General features: G+C 63.8%; 14 protein-coding genes. 10 read left to right on the top strand and 4 right to left on the bottom strand.

Going from position 1 to position 18,219, the window contains the following annotated elements; genetic code table 11:
• Positions 1-148 precede the first annotated feature (148 nt).
• From acnD to prpD, 3 genes are all read left to right on the top strand, one after another.
• A complete protein-coding gene (acnD, locus tag PRJ_RS17915) occupies positions 149-2,737 on the top strand; it encodes a Fe/S-dependent 2-methylisocitrate dehydratase AcnD (RefSeq protein WP_104962136.1) in 2,589 nt (862 codons plus the stop codon).
• Between the two features lie 151 nt (positions 2,738-2,888).
• Complete coding sequence (prpF, locus tag PRJ_RS17910; RefSeq protein WP_104962135.1) at positions 2,889-4,079, top strand: 2-methylaconitate cis-trans isomerase PrpF; 1,191 nt, start codon at positions 2,889-2,891, stop codon at positions 4,077-4,079.
• A gap of 171 nt (positions 4,080-4,250) precedes the next feature.
• Positions 4,251-5,735 (top strand): 2-methylcitrate dehydratase, encoded by a 1,485-nt coding sequence (prpD, locus tag PRJ_RS17905; RefSeq protein WP_104962134.1) that lies wholly within the window; start codon positions 4,251-4,253, stop codon positions 5,733-5,735.
• 175 nt (positions 5,736-5,910) lie between these two features.
• On the opposite strand, the gene acnB is transcribed toward prpD, so the two are convergent.
• The gene (gene acnB, locus PRJ_RS17900) at positions 5,911-8,520 is read right to left on the bottom strand and encodes a bifunctional aconitate hydratase 2/2-methylisocitrate dehydratase (RefSeq protein WP_104962133.1); all 2,610 of its coding nucleotides are present in this window, start codon (positions 8,518-8,520) and stop codon (positions 5,911-5,913) included.
• Between the two features lie 405 nt (positions 8,521-8,925).
• Here acnB and PRJ_RS17895 point away from each other — a divergent pair, with 405 nt between their 5' ends.
• On the top strand, positions 8,926-9,408 hold the full coding sequence (locus tag PRJ_RS17895) for a DUF1289 domain-containing protein (RefSeq protein ID WP_003250325.1): 483 nt from the start codon (positions 8,926-8,928) through the stop codon (positions 9,406-9,408).
• 10 nt (positions 9,409-9,418) lie between these two features.
• On the opposite strand, the gene queD is transcribed toward PRJ_RS17895, so the two are convergent.
• Together queD and PRJ_RS17885 are read right to left on the bottom strand one after the other, a co-directional pair.
• The gene (queD, locus tag PRJ_RS17890) at positions 9,419-9,775 is read right to left on the bottom strand and encodes a 6-carboxytetrahydropterin synthase QueD (protein ID WP_003250327.1); all 357 of its coding nucleotides are present in this window, start codon (positions 9,773-9,775) and stop codon (positions 9,419-9,421) included.
• A 53-nt stretch (positions 9,776-9,828) separates the two neighbouring features.
• Positions 9,829-10,908: a patatin-like phospholipase family protein gene (locus PRJ_RS17885; RefSeq protein ID WP_004573881.1), complete on the bottom strand. Its 1,080-nt coding sequence runs from the start codon at positions 10,906-10,908 to the stop codon at positions 9,829-9,831.
• A 238-nt stretch (positions 10,909-11,146) separates the two neighbouring features.
• Here PRJ_RS17885 and PRJ_RS17880 point away from each other — a divergent pair, with 238 nt between their 5' ends.
• The 5 genes from PRJ_RS17880 (at position 11,147) to PRJ_RS17860 (ending at position 15,182) form a co-directional block, all read left to right on the top strand.
• Positions 11,147-11,455: a PepSY domain-containing protein gene (locus tag PRJ_RS17880; RefSeq protein WP_010953306.1), complete on the top strand. Its 309-nt coding sequence runs from the start codon at positions 11,147-11,149 to the stop codon at positions 11,453-11,455.
• Positions 11,455-11,769: a PepSY domain-containing protein gene (locus PRJ_RS17875; protein WP_003250344.1), complete on the top strand. Its 315-nt coding sequence runs from the start codon at positions 11,455-11,457 to the stop codon at positions 11,767-11,769. Before PRJ_RS17880 ends, PRJ_RS17875 begins: the two co-directional genes overlap by 1 nt.
• Positions 11,770-12,438 carry a response regulator transcription factor gene (locus PRJ_RS17870; protein ID WP_010953307.1) on the top strand — a complete coding sequence of 223 codons (669 nt, stop codon included), beginning with the start codon at positions 11,770-11,772 and terminating at the stop codon, positions 12,436-12,438.
• Positions 12,435-13,754 carry a sensor histidine kinase gene (locus PRJ_RS17865; RefSeq protein ID WP_104962132.1) on the top strand — a complete coding sequence of 440 codons (1,320 nt, stop codon included), beginning with the start codon at positions 12,435-12,437 and terminating at the stop codon, positions 13,752-13,754. Before PRJ_RS17870 ends, PRJ_RS17865 begins: the two co-directional genes overlap by 4 nt.
• A 273-nt stretch (positions 13,755-14,027) precedes the next feature.
• Positions 14,028-15,182 (top strand): HPP family protein, encoded by a 1,155-nt coding sequence (locus tag PRJ_RS17860; protein ID WP_104962131.1) that lies wholly within the window; start codon positions 14,028-14,030, stop codon positions 15,180-15,182.
• Here PRJ_RS17860 and PRJ_RS17855 read toward each other — a convergent pair.
• Positions 15,156-16,022, bottom strand: coding sequence for a LysR family transcriptional regulator (locus tag PRJ_RS17855; RefSeq protein ID WP_020191989.1), 867 nt, complete (start codon positions 16,020-16,022; stop codon positions 15,156-15,158). The genes PRJ_RS17860 and PRJ_RS17855 overlap by 27 nt on opposite strands.
• 180 nt (positions 16,023-16,202) lie before the next feature.
• Between PRJ_RS17855 and PRJ_RS17850 the strand changes: the two genes are divergently transcribed.
• Positions 16,203-18,092: a propionyl-CoA synthetase gene (locus PRJ_RS17850; protein ID WP_104962130.1), complete on the top strand. Its 1,890-nt coding sequence runs from the start codon at positions 16,203-16,205 to the stop codon at positions 18,090-18,092.
• The last annotated feature ends 127 nt before the right edge of the window (positions 18,093-18,219 follow it).

Here is an 18,219-nt window from a genome sequence, read left to right as displayed (position 1 = left end):
GCAACCCGTTTCCCTTGAGGGAGCGGGCGTGCCCGCGAATGCACCCGGCCTTGCAACCACTGTGCACCTGCTGACGCATTCGCGGGCACGCCCGCTCCCACAGGTACGGTGAAACCTTCCGAATCCTGTGACCGAGCCTGATTCCATGATGAACACTGCATACCGCAAGCACCTGCCAGGCACCGACCTGGACTACTTCGATGCCCGCGCGGCGGTCGAGGCGATCAAGCCCGGCGCCTACGATGGCTTGCCATACACGTCCCGCGTGCTCGCCGAGAACCTGGTGCGCCGCTGCGACCCTGCTACGCTCGATGCCTCGCTGAGCCAGCTGATCGAACGCAAGCGCGACCTCGACTTCCCGTGGTTCCCGGCCCGCGTGGTGTGCCATGACATCCTCGGCCAGACTGCGCTGGTCGACCTTGCCGGCCTGCGTGACGCCATTGCCGATAAAGGCGGCGACCCGGCCCAGGTCAACCCGGTGGTGCCGGTGCAATTGATCGTCGACCACTCGCTGGCCGTCGAGTGTGGTGGTTTCGACCCGCAGGCCTTCGAAAAGAACCGCGCCATCGAAGATCGCCGCAACGAAGACCGCTTCCACTTCATCAACTGGACCAAGAAGGCGTTCAAGAACGTCGACGTGATCCAGCCGGGCAACGGCATCATGCACCAGATCAACCTGGAGAAGATGTCACCGGTGGTCCACAGCGACCGCGGCGTAGCCTACCCGGACACCTGCGTCGGCACCGACAGCCACACGCCGCATGTCGATGCACTGGGTGTGATCGCCATCGGCGTAGGCGGCCTGGAAGCCGAAAACGTGATGCTCGGCCGCGCCTCCTGGATGCGTCTGCCGGAGATCGTCGGCGTCGAGCTGACTGGCAAACTGGCCCCGAACATCACTGCCACCGACCTGGTACTGGCCTTGACCGAATTCCTGCGCAAGCAGAAAGTGGTCGGCGCTTACCTGGAGTTCCATGGTGAGGGTGCCCGTGCCCTGACCTTGGGCGACCGCGCCACCATTTCCAACATGGCCCCGGAATACGGCGCCACGGCGGCGATGTTCGCCATCGACCAGCAGACCATCGACTACCTGCGCCTGACCGGCCGTGAAGAGCAGCAGGTCAAACTGGTGGAAACCTACGCCAAGGCCACCGGCCTGTGGGCTGACAGCCTGGGCGGCGCGGTCTACGAGCGTACCCTGAGCTTCGACCTGTCGAGCGTGGTACGCAACATGGCCGGCCCGTCCAACCCGCATGCCCGCGTCGCCACCAGCGACCTGGCAGCCAAAGGCATCGCCGGCAGCTGGGAAGAAGTGCCGGGGCAGATGCCGGACGGCGCGGTGATCATCGCTGCCATCACCAGTTGCACCAACACCAGCAACCCGCGCAACGTGATTGCCGCAGGCCTGATTGCGCGCAATGCCAACAAGCTGGGCCTGACCCGCAAGCCGTGGGTCAAGTCGTCGCTGGCTCCCGGCTCCAAGGCTGTGCAGCTGTATCTGGAGGAAGCAGGGCTGGAGAAGGAGCTGGAGCAACTTGGCTTTGGCATCGTCGCCTTTGCCTGCACCACCTGCAACGGTATGTCCGGCGCCCTGGACCCGGTGATCCAGCAAGAAATCATCGACCGCGACCTGTACGCCACTGCCGTGTTGTCGGGTAACCGCAACTTCGACGGGCGTATCCACCCGTACGCCAAGCAGGCCTTCCTGGCCTCGCCACCGCTGGTGGTGGCGTATGCCATTGCCGGTACCATTCGTTTCGACATCGAGAAGGATGTGCTGGGCGTGGTCGATGGCAAGGAAATCCGCCTCAAGGACATCTGGCCCAGCGACGAAGAAATCGATGCGGTGGTGCGTGCAGCGGTCAAGCCGGAGCAGTTCCGCAAGGTGTACATCCCGATGTTCGCCATCGAGGAAGACCGCGGGCCGAAGGTTGCGCCGCTGTATGATTGGCGCCCGATGAGCACCTACATCCGCCGCCCTCCCTACTGGGAAGGTGCCCTGGCCGGCGAGCGCACGTTGCGTGGCATGCGCCCGCTGGCGGTGCTGCCGGACAACATCACCACCGACCACCTGTCGCCGTCCAACGCCATCATGCTCGACAGCGCCGCCGGTGAATACCTGGCGAAAATGGGCCTGCCGGAAGAGGACTTCAACTCCTACGCCACTCACCGGGGTGACCACCTGACCGCCCAGCGCGCCACCTTCGCCAACCCCAAGCTGTTCAACGAAATGGTGCGCAACGACGATGGCAGCGTGAAGCAGGGCTCGCTGGCGCGTATCGAGCCGGAAGGCAAGGTTACCCGCATGTGGGAGGCGATCGAGACCTACATGCAGCGCAAGCAGCCGCTGATCATTGTCGCCGGTGCCGACTACGGCCAGGGTTCGTCCCGTGACTGGGCGGCCAAGGGCGTGCGTCTGGCCGGTGTCGAGGCGATCGTGGCCGAAGGCTTCGAGCGTATTCACCGCACCAACCTGGTAGGCATGGGCGTGCTGCCGCTGGAGTTCAAACCGGGCACCGACCGCAAGACCCTGGGCCTGGATGGCAGCGAAACCTATGACGTGCTGGGTGCGCGTACGCCACGGGCGACCCTGACCCTGGTGGTTACCCGTGCCAATGGCGAGTGCCTGAAAGTACCGGTGACCTGCCGTCTGGACACCGCCGAGGAAGTGTCGATCTACGAAGCGGGCGGGGTGCTGCAGCGCTTTGCCCAGGACTTCCTCGAAGCGACCGCCTGAGCATGAATCGGGGGCCGCTTTGCGGCCCTTTCGCGACACAAGGCCGCTCCCACAAAGGGCGGCGCAGTACCTGTGGGAGCGACCTTGTGTCGCGACAGGGCTGCAAGGCAGCCCCAGGGTATTTCACCGGACTATCAGGATGCCCAAGAAAATGGCACATGTACCCCAGATCAAAATCCCCGCCACCTACATCCGCGGCGGCACCAGCAAAGGTGTGTTCTTTCGCCTGCAGGACCTGCCCGAGCAGGCGCAAATTCCAGGTCCCGCCCGCGATGCGCTGCTGCTGCGGGTAATCGGCAGCCCCGACCCTTACGGCAAGCAGATCGACGGCATGGGCGGCGCCACGTCGAGCACCAGCAAGACCGTGATCCTGTCGCAAAGCATCAAGCCCGAGCACGATGTCGACTACCTGTTCGGCCAGGTCAGCATCGACAAGGCCTTCGTCGACTGGAGCGGCAACTGCGGCAACCTGTCCGCTGCGGTCGGTTCGTTTGCCATCAGCAGTGGCCTGGTCGACCCGGCGCGTATTCCGCGCAACGGTATCGCCACCGTGCGTATCTGGCAGGCGAATATCGGCAAGACCATCATCGCCCACGTCCCGATCACTGAAGGTGAAGTGCAGGAAACCGGCGACTTCGAGCTGGACGGGGTCACCTTCCCGGCGGCCGAGGTGCAGCTGGAGTTTCTTGACCCTGCAGCCGATGAAGACGGCGGTGGCGGTGCCATGTTCCCCACCGGCAATCTGGTCGATGACCTGGAAGTGCCGGGGGTCGGTACGTTCAAGGCGACCTTGATCAATGCCGGCATCCCGACCATTTTTGTCAATGCTGCCGATATCGGCTACACCGGTACCGAACTGCAGGACGCCATCAACGGCGATCCGCAGGCGCTGCTGCGCTTCGAGACCATTCGCGCCTATGGCGCCGTGCGCATGGGGCTTATCGACAACGTCGACCAGGCTGCCGGGCGTCAGCACACGCCGAAAGTGGCGTTCGTCGCGCCGCCGAGCACCTACACTGCCTCCAGTGGCAAGGCGGTGCCGGCCGGTGAGATCGACCTGCTGGTGCGGGCCTTGTCGATGGGCAAGCTGCACCATGCCATGATGGGTACGGCTGCGGTGGCAATTGGCACTGCGGCGGCCATTCCGGGCACGCTGGTCAACCTCGCCGCTGGCGGGGGCGAGCGCAGCGCTGTGCGTTTCGGTCATCCTTCGGGCACCCTGCGGGTCGGGGCCGAGGCACGCCAGGTGAATGGTGAGTGGACGGTAACCAAGGCAATCATGAGCCGTAGTGCTCGCGTGCTGATGGAGGGCTGGGTTCGCGTGCCTGGCGACAGCTTCTAACGCACCACTGGCGCTCGGCTTTAGTTCGTTGGGGCCGCCAAGCGGCCCTTCGCGGGCTTGCCCGCTCCCACAGGGTAACCACAGGTTCTGAATGCCGTGGTCAACCTGTGGGAGCGGGCAAGCCCGCGAAGGGCTGCGCAGCAGCCCCGGCAATTCTGAAGGGAGCTGGATATGAGCGCCAACGTAGACCTCAACGACCGCCCGGATTACGACCGGGTGCTACAAACCCTGGCCGATTACGCCCTCGGCTACCGGGTCGAATCCCGCGAGGCCCTGGACACCGCGCGCAACTGCCTGATGGACACCCTCGGTTGCGGCCTTCTCGCCTTGCGCTTCCCTGAGTGCACCAAGCTCCTTGGCCCCCAGGTGGAAGGCACGCTGGTCCCGAATGGTGCTCGCGTCCCCGGCACCTCCTATCGCCTCGACCCGGTCAAGGCCGCTTGGGACATTGGCTGCACGGTGCGCTGGCTGGACTACAACGACACCTGGCTGGCCGCCGAATGGGCTCATCCCTCGGACAACCTTGGCGGCATCCTGGCAGTGGCTGACCACCTGTCACAGAAACGGGTTGCCGCGGGTGAAGAGCCACTGCTGATGCGTGATGTGCTGGAGGCCATGGTCATGGCGCATGAGATCCAGGGCGTGCTGGCGCTGGAAAACGCCTTCAACCGTGTCGGCCTCGATCACGTGATTCTGGTGAAGGTCGCCTCGACCGCCGTGTGCGCCAGGCTGATGGGGGCCAATCGTGAGCAGATGCTCTCGGCCTTGTCCCACGCCTTCGTCGACGGCCAGGCCCTTCGTACCTATCGCCATGCGCCCAACGCCGGTTCGCGCAAGTCCTGGGCTGCGGGTGACGCCTCCAGCCGAGGTGTGCGCCTGGCCGACATCGCCTTGCGTGGGGAAATGGGCGTGCCGGGCGTGCTCACGGCGTCGCAGTGGGGGTTCTACGATGTTTCGTTCAGCCATACCAACAAAGACCTGGCGCTCAAGCCCGCCGGGCAGTACGAGCTGCGCCTGCCCCAGGCGTTGGGCAGCTATGTGATGGAGAGCGTGCTGTTCAAGGTCAGTTTCCCTGCCGAGTTCCATGCGCAGACCGCCTGTGAGGCAGCAGTAACCCTGCATCCACTTGTGCGTAACCGTCTGCATGAAGTCGACCGCATCGTCATCACCACCCAGGAATCAGCGATCCGCATCATCTCCAAGAGCGGCCCACTGGCCAATGCCGCCGACCGTGACCACTGCCTGCAGTACATGGTGGCCGTGCCGCTGATCTTTGGTCATCTGGTGGCGGAGCATTATGAGGACGCCTTCCATGCCAACCACCCCAGTATCGACCGCCTGCGCGAGAAGATGGAGGTGGTGGAAGACCCGCGCTTCAGTCGCGAGTACCTGGAGCCGGACAAGCGTTCGATCGCCAACGCGCTGCAGGTGTTCTTCAAGGATGGCAGCAGCACCGAGCAAGTGGTGGTGGAGTACCCGATCGGGCATCGTCGGCGGCGCGGGGAGGGGATACCGTTGCTGGAGGCCAAGTTCAGGGCCAACCTGGCGACCCGCTTTGCCCGGCAGCGGTGTCAGCAGGTTTTCGAACTGTGCAAGGACCAGCAGAAGCTGGAAGGCACGGCTGTGCACAGGTTCGTGGACTTGTTTGTGATATGAGATGGCCTGTGCCGGTTGCTTCGCGGCTAAAGCCGCTCCTACAGGGGCATGCGCAGGTCTCGAACACCGTGGGAGCCCTGTAGGAGCGGCTTTAGCCGCGAACTGGCCGGCACAGGCCCAAACAACAAAGCCCCGGCATCGCTGCCGGGGCTTTGTTTACAACCTGTAACTCAGCTTACGCCTGGACCACCGGGATCTTGGCGTTGGCTGCCGCTTCGCGGAACTCGGCGATCTGGTCGAAGCTCAGGTAGCGGTAAACGTCGGCAGCCATGCTGTCGATGTCTTTCGCGTACTGCATGTACTCTTCGACGGTCGGCAGTTTGCCGATGATCGAAGCGACAGCGGCCAGCTCGGCCGATGCCAGGTACACGTTGGTCGCGTCGCCCAGACGGTTCGGGAAGTTACGGGTCGAGGTGGAGACCACGGTCGAACCGGTCTGCACACGTGCCTGGTTGCCCATGCACAGCGAGCAGCCTGGCATTTCCATACGTGCACCGGCCTTGCCGTAGATGCCGTAGTAGCCTTCTTCGGTCAGCTGGTGAGCGTCCATCTTGGTTGGCGGAGCCAGCCACAGACGGGTCGGAATGCCACCCTTGACCTTCTCCAGCAGCTTGCCGGCAGCGCGGAAGTGACCGATGTTGGTCATGCACGAACCGATGAACACTTCGTCGATCTTCTCGCCTTGTACCGAGGACAGCAGGCGGGCATCGTCCGGGTCGTTCGGCGCGCAGAGCACAGGCTCCTTGACGTCGGCTAGGTCGATTTCGATGATTTCGGCGTATTCGGCATCGGCGTCGGCCGACAGCAGCTCAGGCTTGGCCAGCCAGGCTTCCATGGCCTGGGCACGGCGCTCCAGGGTGCGGGCATCGCCGTAGCCTTCGCCGATCATCCAGCGCAGCAGGGTGATGTTGGACTGCAGGTACTCGGCGATGGCCTTTTCCGGCAGCTTGATGGTGCAACCGGCAGCGGAACGCTCGGCCGAGGCGTCGGACAGCTCGAAGGCTTGCTCGACGGTCAGGTCGTCCAGGCCTTCGATTTCCAGGATGCGACCGGAGAAGGCGTTTTTCTTGCCTTTCTTCTCGACGGTCAGCAGGCCCTTCTGGATGGCGTAGTAAGGGATGGCATGAACCAGGTCACGCAGGGTGATGCCTGGTTGCAGTTTGCCCTTGAAGCGCACCAGGATCGATTCTGGCATGTCCAGCGGCATGACGCCGGTGGCGGCAGCGAAGGCCACCAGGCCGGAACCGGCCGGGAACGAGATGCCGATCGGGAAGCGGGTGTGCGAGTCGCCACCGGTACCTACGGTGTCCGGCATCAGCATGCGGTTCAGCCAGCTGTGGATGATGCCGTCGCCCGGGCGCAGCGACACGCCGCCACGGGTGCGGATGAAGTCTGGCAGGGTGTGGTGGGTGGTGACGTCGATCGGCTTCGGATAGGCCGCGGTGTGGCAGAACGACTGCATGACCAGGTCAGCAGAGAAGCCCAGGCATGCCAGGTCTTTCAGCTCGTCGCGCGTCATCGGGCCAGTGGTGTCCTGGGAGCCGACGGTGGTCATTTTTGGCTCGCAGTAGGCGCCTGGGCGCACGCCCTGGCCTTCTGGCAGGCCACAGGCACGGCCGACCATTTTCTGCGCCAGGGTGAAGCCCTTGCCGGAATCGGCAGGCTGCTCTGGTTTCTTGAACAGGTCGGAAGCACCCAGGCCCAGCTCGGCACGGGCTTTTTCGGTCAGGCCACGGCCGACGATCAGCGGGATACGGCCGCCAGCGCGGACTTCATCCAGCAGCACTTCGGTTTTCAGCTCGAAGGTGGTGACCAGCTCGTCGCTGTCGTGACGGCGTACTTCACCTTTGTATGGGTAAACGTCGATGACGTCGCCCATGCCCAGGTTGGTGCAGTCGAATTCGATCGGCAGGGCGCCGGCGTCTTCCATGGTGTTGTAGAAGATCGGGGCGATCTTGGTGCCGAAGCAGAAACCACCGGCGCGCTTGTTCGGCACGTAAGGGATGTCGTCGCCGAAGAACCACAGTACCGAGTTGGTAGCGGATTTACGCGAGGAACCGGTACCGACCACGTCGCCGACATAGGCAACCGGGAAGCCCTTGGCCTTGACGGCTTCGATCTGGGCCAGCGGGCCGACCGAACCAGGCTGCTGCGGCTCGATGCCGTCGCGGGCCATTTTCAGCATGGCCAGGGCGTGCAGCGGAATGTCAGGGCGCGACCAGGCGTCCGGGGCAGGCGACAGGTCGTCGGTGTTGGTTTCGCCAGGCACCTTGAACACGGTCAGGGTGTACTTGTCGGCGATGGCCGGGCGCGAGGTGAACCACTCGCCGGCAGCCCAGGAGTCCAGGACGGCCTTGGCGTGCGTGTTGCCGGCCTTGGCTTTTTCGGCCACGTCGTGGAAGGCATCGAACATCAGCAGGGTGTGCTTGAGCTGTTCGGCCGCGACGGCGCCCAGTTCGGCGTCATCCAGCAGTGCGACCAGCGTTTCGATGTTGTAGCCGCCCTGCATGGTGCCCAGCAGTTCGGTGGCGTGCTTGCGGTCGATCAGTGGCGACTTGGCTTCGCCCTTGGCGACGGCGGACAGGAAAGCGGCCTTGACGTAGGCAGCTTCGTCGACCCCTGGCGGTACGCGGTTGGTGATCAAGTCTACGAGGAAGGCTTCTTCGCCGGCCGGCGGGTTTTTCAGCAGCTCGACCAGGCCTGCAGTTTGTTCGGCGTTCAGCGGCTGGGGAACGATACCCAGGGCGGCGCGCTCTTCGATGTGTTTGCGGTAGGCTTCAAGCACAGTTATTTCCCTCATCAGTGGTCCCTAAAGGGGGTCCGGGACGCTTATCCAGCATTCAATGCACCCATGCGCTGCCGCGGCTTTGTGGGCCGCCCAACCAGGGTCGCAAGGAATCCTTACAGAAGCTGCTTTCAAAGTTTTACGCCTGCAGAACGGGGACTGATGAGGGCTGGCGCGGGCATGCGAGGGATGCATGGCCCGGGCCAACGCCGTTCTACCGGATCAACTGTGCTCGTGACGCTTTGAAAACAGCTTCCAACGGACATTGTTGCCTTTGAAAAGGCCGGGTGATTCTACGGTAAAAAAAGCCTGAAGGTAAGGCGGTGTTCATGACTTTAACGAGTGACCCTGGTTAGACAAAGGGCTAACATGGGCCTGTGTTCCATCGCCAAGCTGTTGTTTTTCATGTCCAACAAGTCCATCAAAACCCCTTGCGTCGGCCTGTGCTCCACGGTGTACGGAGACACGGTGTGCCGTGGCTGCAAGCGTTTTCACCACGAAGTGATCAACTGGAACGGCTACGACGACACGCAGAAGCGCGCCGTGTGGTTGCGCCTTGAGCAGCTGCTGGTGCAGGTGATGATGGCCAAGCTTGAGGTGTTCGACAAAGGCCTGCTGCGCCAGCAACTGGAGCAGCGCTCCATCCGCTTTGTCGAGCAGCAGTCGGTGTATTGCTGGGCTTACCAGCTGATTGCCCGAGGGGCGCGGATGATCCGTGACCTGGAGGCCTATGGCATGGTGTTGCTGCCGGAGTTCCGTGACTGGGAACTGCCCCAATTGCGCGATGCGATCGATCGCGAGTTCTTCCTGCTTTCAGAGGCGCACTACCAGCGCTACATCGCCCCCAGCTTCCTGCGCGATGCCATGGGCAGCGCGCAGGGCCAGTGAGCCGGGCGAATCAGTCGCCGGTGTATTCGCAACCGCTGGTGCAGGTTTCGTGGATGCGAACCTTGGACAGCTCCGGCATAAGCGGCTTGACCTGGTCCCAGATCCACTTGGCGATCACTTCGCTGGTGGGGTTTTCCAGACCGGGGATGTCGTTCAGGTAGTTGTGGTCCAGCTGATCATAGATCGGCTTGAAGATCGCCTTGACCTCGGCGAAGTCGCGGATCCAGCCTGTGTGCGGGTCGAGCGGGCCGGTCAGGTGCAGGCCGACCTTGAACGAGTGGCCATGCAAACGGCCGCATTTGTGCCCTTCAGGGACGTGGGGCAGGCGGTGGGCCGATTCGAATGTGAATTCCTTGAAAATTTCCACGCTGTCATAACTCTGTGTGAATCAATAATGCGCGCAGTCTACCAGCATGGCCGCTACAAGGCTTGCAGGCGTTCATGCAGCCGCCCGGTGGCGGTCAGTTCCAGAAGTTCATCCCCCAGGCGCTGGCTTTCGGCAATGGCTTTGTACCAATAGCGCTTGCGCCCTGGCGCATCGCCCATGAAGCGCTTGAAGTCGTTGCGGTCGGGCAGCTTGCCGTAGGGCAGGGCGGCCAGGTATTGCGGCGAAGGCGTCATCAGCAGCACGTTTTGCAGGCGGGTGGCATCGCCCTTGCGCCAGGGCAGGGCCTTGTCGAACCAGCCGGGTACCACCTTGTCGGTGAAGTGCGGGTACAGCACCAGGTCGTCGCCGCGATAGGGCAGGTCGAGGTGATAGTCGAGCAGGCCGCCGTCGCGGTAGGTGCCGGCGCCGGCACCGGGGATGTCTTTCACGCCCTGCATGACCATCGGTATCGACCCGGAAGCGAGCAGGGCGTGGCGCAGGTTGGTCAAGTCCAGCGGCAGGTAGCGTGAGGGGAAGTCGGTCAGCGTGTCGAGCGGAGGCGCGGCGCGCCCATCGTGCAGAATGATGCGCTCGAAGTGGCGGGCCAGGCGCGAACGGCCCAGGAGGTTACTGGCAACCACCGAGCCCAGGCCCAGCCCCAGGCGGCCGCGATGGTCGTGAGCGAGCTGGCCATGGCTTTTCACCACCAGGATGTTCAGGCGGTAGTGCGGGTTGGCCAGCAGCTGGCCATCGCGGCCCTCCAGCAGGTCATCGAGCATGCGTTGGCAGCTGCGGCTGATTTCGGCCGGGGTGACGCCCTTGGCGAAATCCTGCTCGGTGTATAGCTCGCCCAGGCGACGGATGCCGGCGACCGGGTCGTCGAGGCAGGCGCTGGCGAAGCGCCAGGCACCGATCGATGCGCCGATCAGGGCACGCTGACGGGGTGCCGAGGGTAGCCACTCGCCGAACAGCGCCAGGTCCAGGCCCTGGATGCCCAGCGGCTTCGGCCCACCCGCCGCGCCCGGCAATACCCCGACATCGGCCGCCTGCAGGCCGCGCTCGCGGATGTGTCGCAAGGCACGCTGGCCGGCCTTGAAGGTGAGGGCGGGGTATTTGATGTGGATGGCGCTCATGGCGGGTCTCTTGGGCATAGGAGCAGCCTTGTGCTGCGAGGGGGCCATTACAGATAACACACCTGTAGGTGCCTGTATTGGCCCTTTCGCAGCACAAGGCCGCACCTTGCACTGGGCCGAGTCGGGTTGGCGGCGTAACTGCGCTATCATGCCGCCAGCTGTTTTCAGGTTGAATTAAGGACCGCTGGTTAATCTTAACCCCGTAGACAACTTGCACAGTTCTCAGGAGAGAAGAACGATGAAAACCATGACTGCCCTGATCACCGCCGCTGCCCTCGCCCTGGGTGCCAATGCCGCCTTCGCCAAGGACGTTCAGCCTGACGAAGTGGTCAAACTGGTCAACGCCAAGACCATCAAGTCGCTGGACGAGCTCAAGGCCGCTGCCGTGGCCAAGCACCCAGGCGCCACCGTCACTGACTCGGAACTTGAAGACGAGTACGGCCGCTACATCTACAAGGTCGAGCTGCGTGATACGCAGAACGTCGAATGGGACGTCGACATGGATGCCAAGACCGGTGAGGTGCTCAAGGACGAACGAGACAGCTGATGATCCATGTATCCCGGACGGCACGTTACCTGGCGCTCTCGCTGCTTGCCGTCTGCTCCCTGGCTGTTGCCCGCGACCTGGACCAGGATGAAGCCCTGAAGCTCCGTCAGAAGGGCATCATACTGCCGCTCGAACAGCTGCTCGAGACCGCCCTGGGGCGTCACCCCGGGGCGCGTCTGCTGGAAGCCGAGCTGGAAGAAGACGATGATCGCTACGAATATGAAGTCGAGTTGCTGACGACTGAAGGTGTGGTGCGCGAGATCAAGCTCGATGCCAGCACCGGCGCCCTGCTCAAAGACGAGGAAGATGACTGAATGCGCCTGTTGCTTGTCGAGGACAACGTACCGTTGGCCGATGAACTGACCGCCGGCCTGCAGCGCCAGGGCTATGCCGTGGACTGGCTGGCTGATGGCCGTGACGCGGTTTACCAGGGGCAAAGCGAGCCTTACGACCTGATCATCCTGGACCTCGGCCTGCCTGGCTTGCCCGGCCTGGACGTGCTGGCCCAGTGGCGTGCCGCTGGCCTGGCCACACCGGTATTGATCCTCACCGCCCGCGGCTCCTGGGCCGAGCGCATCGAAGGGCTGAAGGCCGGGGCTGACGATTACCTGAGCAAGCCCTTCCACCCCGAAGAGCTGCAACTGCGCATCCAGGCGTTGCTGCGCCGCGCCCGGGGCCTGGCCAATCAGCCGAAGCTGGAAGCGGCCGGCCTGCACCTTGACGAAAGCCGTCAGTGCGTGAGCCGCGACGGGGTGGATGTGCAACTGACCGCCGCCGAGTTCCGCCTGCTGCGCTACTTCATGCTGCACCCGCAGCAGATCCTGTCCAAAAGCCACCTGGCCGAGCACCTCTACGACGGTGAAACCGAGCGCGACTCGAACGTGCTGGAGGTCCACGTCAACCATTTGCGCCGCAAGCTGGGCCGCAGTGTGATCGAAACCCGTCGCGGGCAAGGCTACATCTATGCCGGGAGCGGCGAGTGAAGTCGATCCAGGCGCGCCTGAGCCTGGGCCTGGTGGCGGTACTGGTGGTGGTCGGCGTGGTGCTGGCGCAACTGACCTTGTGGCTGTTCGAGGCCGGCCTGCAACGTTATCTGGAAAACGGCCTGCGCAACGAAAGCGAGAACCTTCTGGTGGCATTGGTGCGCGGGCCTTCGGGCCTACAGCTGGATGAGCGGCGCATCTCGGCTGCCTATCAGCGGCCGTTTTCCGGTTACTACTTCCGCATCGATTTCGACCAGGGTACCTGGAGGTCTCGTTCGCTGTGGGACCTGGACATGCCCAAGCCCGCAGCGCCCGGGCTTTCCGATAGCCATGAACTCGGCCCGGAAGGCCAGCAACTGCTGGCCCTGCGTGCCGACTACCGGCGCCTGGGCCAGGACATTTCGATCAGTGTGGCTCAGGACTATTCGCCGGTGCGCGAAGGTTTCCGACGCTTGCAGCAGATCGGCCTGGGCATGGGCCTGGTGGCGCTGATCCTGATTCTGGTGCTGCAGCGCATCACGGTTACCCGCTCGCTGCGGCCGCTGGAGCGGGCGCGCCAGCAGATTGCCCAACTGCAGCAGGGGCAGCGCTCGCAGCTGGATGCCGAGGTGCCCAGCGAGTTGGTACCGCTGGTGGGGCAGATCAACCACTTGCTTAGCCATACCGAAGACAGCCTGCGCCGTTCACGCAATGCCCTCGGTAACCTCGGCCATGCGCTGAAGACGCCGCTGGCGGTGCTGCTGAGCCTGGCTTCCAGTGAACGCCTGCAGGGTCTGCCGGACGTGCGCGCGCAAATGCGCGAGCAGTTGCAGCAGATTCAGGAACGCCTGGCGCGCGAGCTGAACCGTGCGCGCCTGGCAGGGGATGCGCTGCCGGGCGCGCAGTTCGATTGTGATGCCGAACTGCCGGGGTTGCTCGGGACCTTGGGCATGATTCATGGCGAGGGCCTGCTGCTGGCAAGTGATGTGTCGCCCGGGCTGTTGTTGCCATGGGACCGCGAGGACGTTCTGGAACTGTTGGGTAATCTGCTGGACAACGCCTGCAAGTGGGCTGACAGCGAGGTGCGCGTGGGTATCGCGTCGAACGCCGAGGGCTACCGGCTGTGGGTCGATGACGATGGCCCGGGTATTGCGCAAGACCAGCGGCAGCAGGTGCTGGAGCGAGGTTCACGGCTGGACGAGCAGGTGGCTGGGCATGGGCTGGGGTTGGGCATCGTGCGCGATATCGTCGACGCATGGGGCGGGCGACTGGCCTTGCTGGAGAGCCCGCTGGGCGGGTTACGGGTGAGCATCGACCTGCCGCGCAAGGCTCGTTGATGCCGGGGCCGCTGTGCGGCCCATCGCGACACAAGACAGGTGTACGCAATCCCCTTTGGCCCTATCAGTACTGCAAAAAAATTGCAGTACAGCCGCAGTTTTTTGAATTAGCTCAAATTCCCCCCACCCGGCAAAATCCCTCCACGAAACCCTGCGGTTTCCATCTCTCCACGGACGGAGCCCCTTGTGGTATTGCATGCGCAATACGAGGCCCAGGCCAACTCGGCTGGGCTTTCTTTTTAAACAGAAAAACCAAAGATCCCGATTGCCCAAATGTCTGCCTCGCGTTCCGAAAGTCGTCTGCAGCGGCTGTTGCCGGCCTCCCTCAACATCCCCCCAAAAGAATGGTTGCGTGCCGGTATCGGTGCGCTGCTTGGCCTGTTCCTCGCGGGCTGGCTGACCAGCCTGGCCTATGGCCCCAGCATCGCCCTGCACTTGCTCGGCCCGCTGGCTGCTTCGGCGGTACTGGTGTTTGCGGTGCATTCCGGCCCCTTGGCCCAACCTTGGCCGGTGTTGGGCAGCTACGCCCTGGCGGGTGCAGTGGGGCTGGCCATGCGCGAAGGCTTCGGCCCCGAGCTGTGGGTGGCTGCTGCGGCGCTCGGCATCTCGATCCTGGTCATGTGCCTGTTGCGCTGCCTGCACCCGCCGGGTGGCGGTGTGGCAGTGAGCGCGGTGCTGGCCGACCCGGGGTTGACCGCCCTGGGCGACCACCTGCTGGAGCCGGTGCTGCTCAATGCGTTGATCCTGGTGACAGTGGCAATCGCCTACAACCGTTTGACGGGGGTGCGCTACCCGAAAGGCGCGGTGCCACGCAAAGACCTGCACCACACCCATGACCCGCTGCCCGGCGAGCGGGTCGGCATCCGCAGTGAAGACCTGGACCAGGCCCTGGAAGAGCTGGGCGAGTTTGTCGATGTCACCCGTGACGAACTGGAGCGCATCATCCTCGCCACCGAGCAGCACGCTCTGCAGCGCAGCCTTGGCGGTATCACCGCTGCCTCGGTGATGTCCCGCGATGTGCAGTTCGTCACGCCTGATACCACGCTGGAGCAGGCCTGGAAAATGCTCGCCAGCCATCACCTGAAAACCCTGCCAGTCCTGCAGCACGGCAAGCTTGTAGGCATCGTCAGCCTCAGCGACCTGGTTGGCCCGGCGATGCAGCGTGGGCGTTTCAGCTGGCGCGGTCTGTTCGGCCGCCAGGCGGTGCGCATGGCACAAGTGATGAGCAGGCGGGTTGTCAGTGTCAGCAGCCAGCACCCGTTGGAACGCCTGCTGCCCTTGTTGTGCGAACAAGGCCTGCACTGCTTGCCGGTGCTTGATGGCGACAAGCTGGTGGGGGTGATCACCCAGACCGACCTGATCGCCGGCCTCAAGCGTCAGTTGCTCAGCAAGACCGAGGCTTCAGATAACCGGGTCCCAGCGTTGTGACCAGTCGCTGGCGCCGGCAGCTATCAGCCGGCGCAGGATCGCGAAGGCCTGTTGCAGGGCTTCGCTGTCGCGTTTGCGTGGGTACACCAGGAAGGTCGGGTAGGTGAACTCCGGTGCCTGCGGTACCCGCTCGAACACGCCGCTGTCCAGATAGGCCTGCACCACCCGCGTGCGGAAGTAGCCACTGCCACCTTGGTCGAGTATGAACTGCAGGGCCAAAGGGCCGAGGTTGAAGCTAAGCGCCGGGCGCGCGCAGTCGGGCAGGGCCGCATCATGCTGGCGGCGGAAGGCCTCGCCCCAGTCGATGTAGATGTACGGCTCGGGCCGCTCGACCCGGCGCACGCGAATCAGCTTCTCTTCCATCAACTGCTCCACCTGCAGGCCTGGACCGTAGGTCGGCTGGTAGACCAGCGCGGCGTCCAGCAAGCCCATCTCGACCTTGCGCAGCAGCGACTCTCCATCGCTGACTTCGCTGCGGATGGCATGGCTGGGCAGTTCACGGTGCAGGGCACTTACCCAGTCGAGCATCATCGGGTTGCCCAGGCTCACCTCACCGCCCACATGCAGCACCTGCTGGCAACCTTCAGGCAACGGCAGGTCGCGGCGCGCGGCTTCCCAGGTTTGCACCAACTGGTTGGCATAACTGACGAACGCTTCGCCATCGCTGGTCAGGCTGGCGCCGCTGCGGCTACGCACGAACAGCTGGCAACCCAGTTGCTGTTCCAGGCGCTGCACGCGCGCGGTGATCGCGGTTTGTGACACGAACAGGCGTTCGGCCGCGGCGACCAGGCTGCCGCAACGCACAATTTCCAGGAAGGTACGGGCCTGCTCGATGTCCATGGGCTGCTCGGTGGTTGAAGGGGAGGCCTATTCTAGAGGCTTTGCACCGTTATGGGGCGTAATTGCGTTGTCTGCAAATTTGCAGGTCGGTTGTGACTTTAGTCCCATGGCGGCGTGGGTATAGCGGTCCATACTCAAGTTTCGCCCTTCAATAACAACAAGTACCGGGTTTCTAACGACATGAGCTATCAGCACAGCTACGCCCATTCCATTTCCGACCCTGCCGCTTTCTGGGCGGAACAGGCCGCACACCTGGCCTGGCACCGCAAGCCTGCCCTGACCCTGCAAGACAACGCCGACGGTACCCACCGCTGGTTCGCGGATGGCCGCCTGAACAGCTGTTACCTGGCCCTCGATCACCAGATCGAGCAGGGCCGGGGCGAGCAGTTGGCGCTGATCTACGATTCGCCCGTGACCGGCGTGCAGCAGACCTACACCTACAACCAGTTGCGCGACGAGGTGGCACGCCTGGCTGGTTTGTTGCGCCAGCTGGGGGTGAGCAAGGGCGATGGCGTGATCATCTACATGCCCATGGTGCCGCAAGCGGCCATGGCGATGCTGGCCTGCGCGCGGATCGGCGCGGTGCATTCAGTCGTGTTCGGTGGCTTTGCCGCCAACGAGTTGGCCCTGCGCATCGATGACGCCCGGCCCACCTTGTTGCTGACGGCATCGTGCGGGCTGGAGTTCGACCGGGTCATTGCCTACAAACCGCTGGTTGACCGTGCCCTGCAACTGGCCCGGCACCAGCCGCGCAATGTGCTGGTGCTGCAGCGGCCACAGGCGCACGCTGAACTGCTGCCAGGCCGCGACCTGGACTGGCAGGCGGCCTTGGCCGACGCCGAGCCGGTGGCGCCCGTCGAGCTTGATGCCGGCGACCCGCTGTACATCATGTATACCTCAGGCACCACCGGTAAGCCCAAGGGTATCGTCCGGGAAAACGGCGGCAATGCCGTGGCGCTGTGTTACGCCATGCGCCATATCTATGGCATGCAGGCCGGCGATGTGTGGTGGGGCATTTCCGACGTCGGTTGGGTGGTCGGTCATTCACTGATCGTCTACGGGCCGTTGATGAGCGGCTGTACCACGGTGTTCTACGAAGGCAAGCCAATCCGCACCCCGGATGCTTCGGCCTATTGGCGGGTGGTGGAGCAGTACCGGGTCAACGCGCTGTTCTGTGCACCTACGGCCATGCGCGCCATCCGCAAGGAGGACCCGGAGGGCGACCTGATTCGCAAACATGACCTCAGCTCGCTGCGGCAACTGTTCCTGGCGGGGGAAAAGCTGGATTCCAGCACCCATGAATGGCTGGAACGGGTGAGTGGCAAGCCGGTGCACGACCACTGGTGGCAGACCGAGACCGGCTGGCCGGTCACCGCGCCTTGCGTCGGGCTGGAGGGCAGCGCGGCGAAGCCAGGGTCAAGCAACCGGGCGGTGCCGGGTTACAACGTTCGCGTACTGGATGACGAAGGCCACTTGCTCGGGGCCAACCATCAGGGTTCGATCGTGATTGCCCTGCCATTGCCACCCGGTTGCAGTCAGACGCTGTGGGGGGATCACGAGCGCTACCTGCAGGCCTATCTGCGCACGTATCCGGGGTACTACCACACGGGTGACGGCGGCTATCTGGACGATGATGGTTTCGTCTACATCATGGGGCGCACCGATGATGTGATCAACGTTTCCGGTCATCGTTTGTCCACCGGTGAAATGGAAGACCTGGTCGCCCGCCACCCGGCGGTAGCGGAGTGTGCTGTGATCGGTGTGCATGACGAGATCAAGGGCCAGGTACCGTTGGCGCTGGTGGTACTCAAGGATGGCGAGGGCATTGCCGAGGCGCAGTTGCTGGTGGAGCTGGTGGGCAGCGTGCGCGAGGAAATTGGCCCGCTGGCCTGTTTCAACCGGGTACGGCTGGTGAAGCGCCTGCCCAAGACCCGTTCCGGCAAGATTCTGCGGGCGGTGCTGCGCAAGATTGCCGATGGGCAGGATTATGTGCCGCCTTCGACCCTGGATGACCCGGCAGTGCTGGGGGAGATCGAAGCGGTGCTGGCGGATTTGCCCAGGGCGGGTTGATGGTTTGACCTCGATGGCCCTTTCGCGGGCGGCACGCGCGTCGGTGGTTCGGCAGAGGCCGTCGCGTAGGAGCGGGTTCACCCGCGAAAGGGCCGGGCCTGCTGGCCAATCTCCACCCGCCGTTCAG

It is taken from the genome of Pseudomonas sp. XWY-1 (assembly GCF_002953115.1).
GTDB lineage: Bacteria > Pseudomonadota > Gammaproteobacteria > Pseudomonadales > Pseudomonadaceae > Aquipseudomonas > Aquipseudomonas alloputida.
The sequence above is the reverse complement of the archived record's forward strand: the minus strand, read 5'-3'. Positions and strand labels throughout refer to the sequence as shown.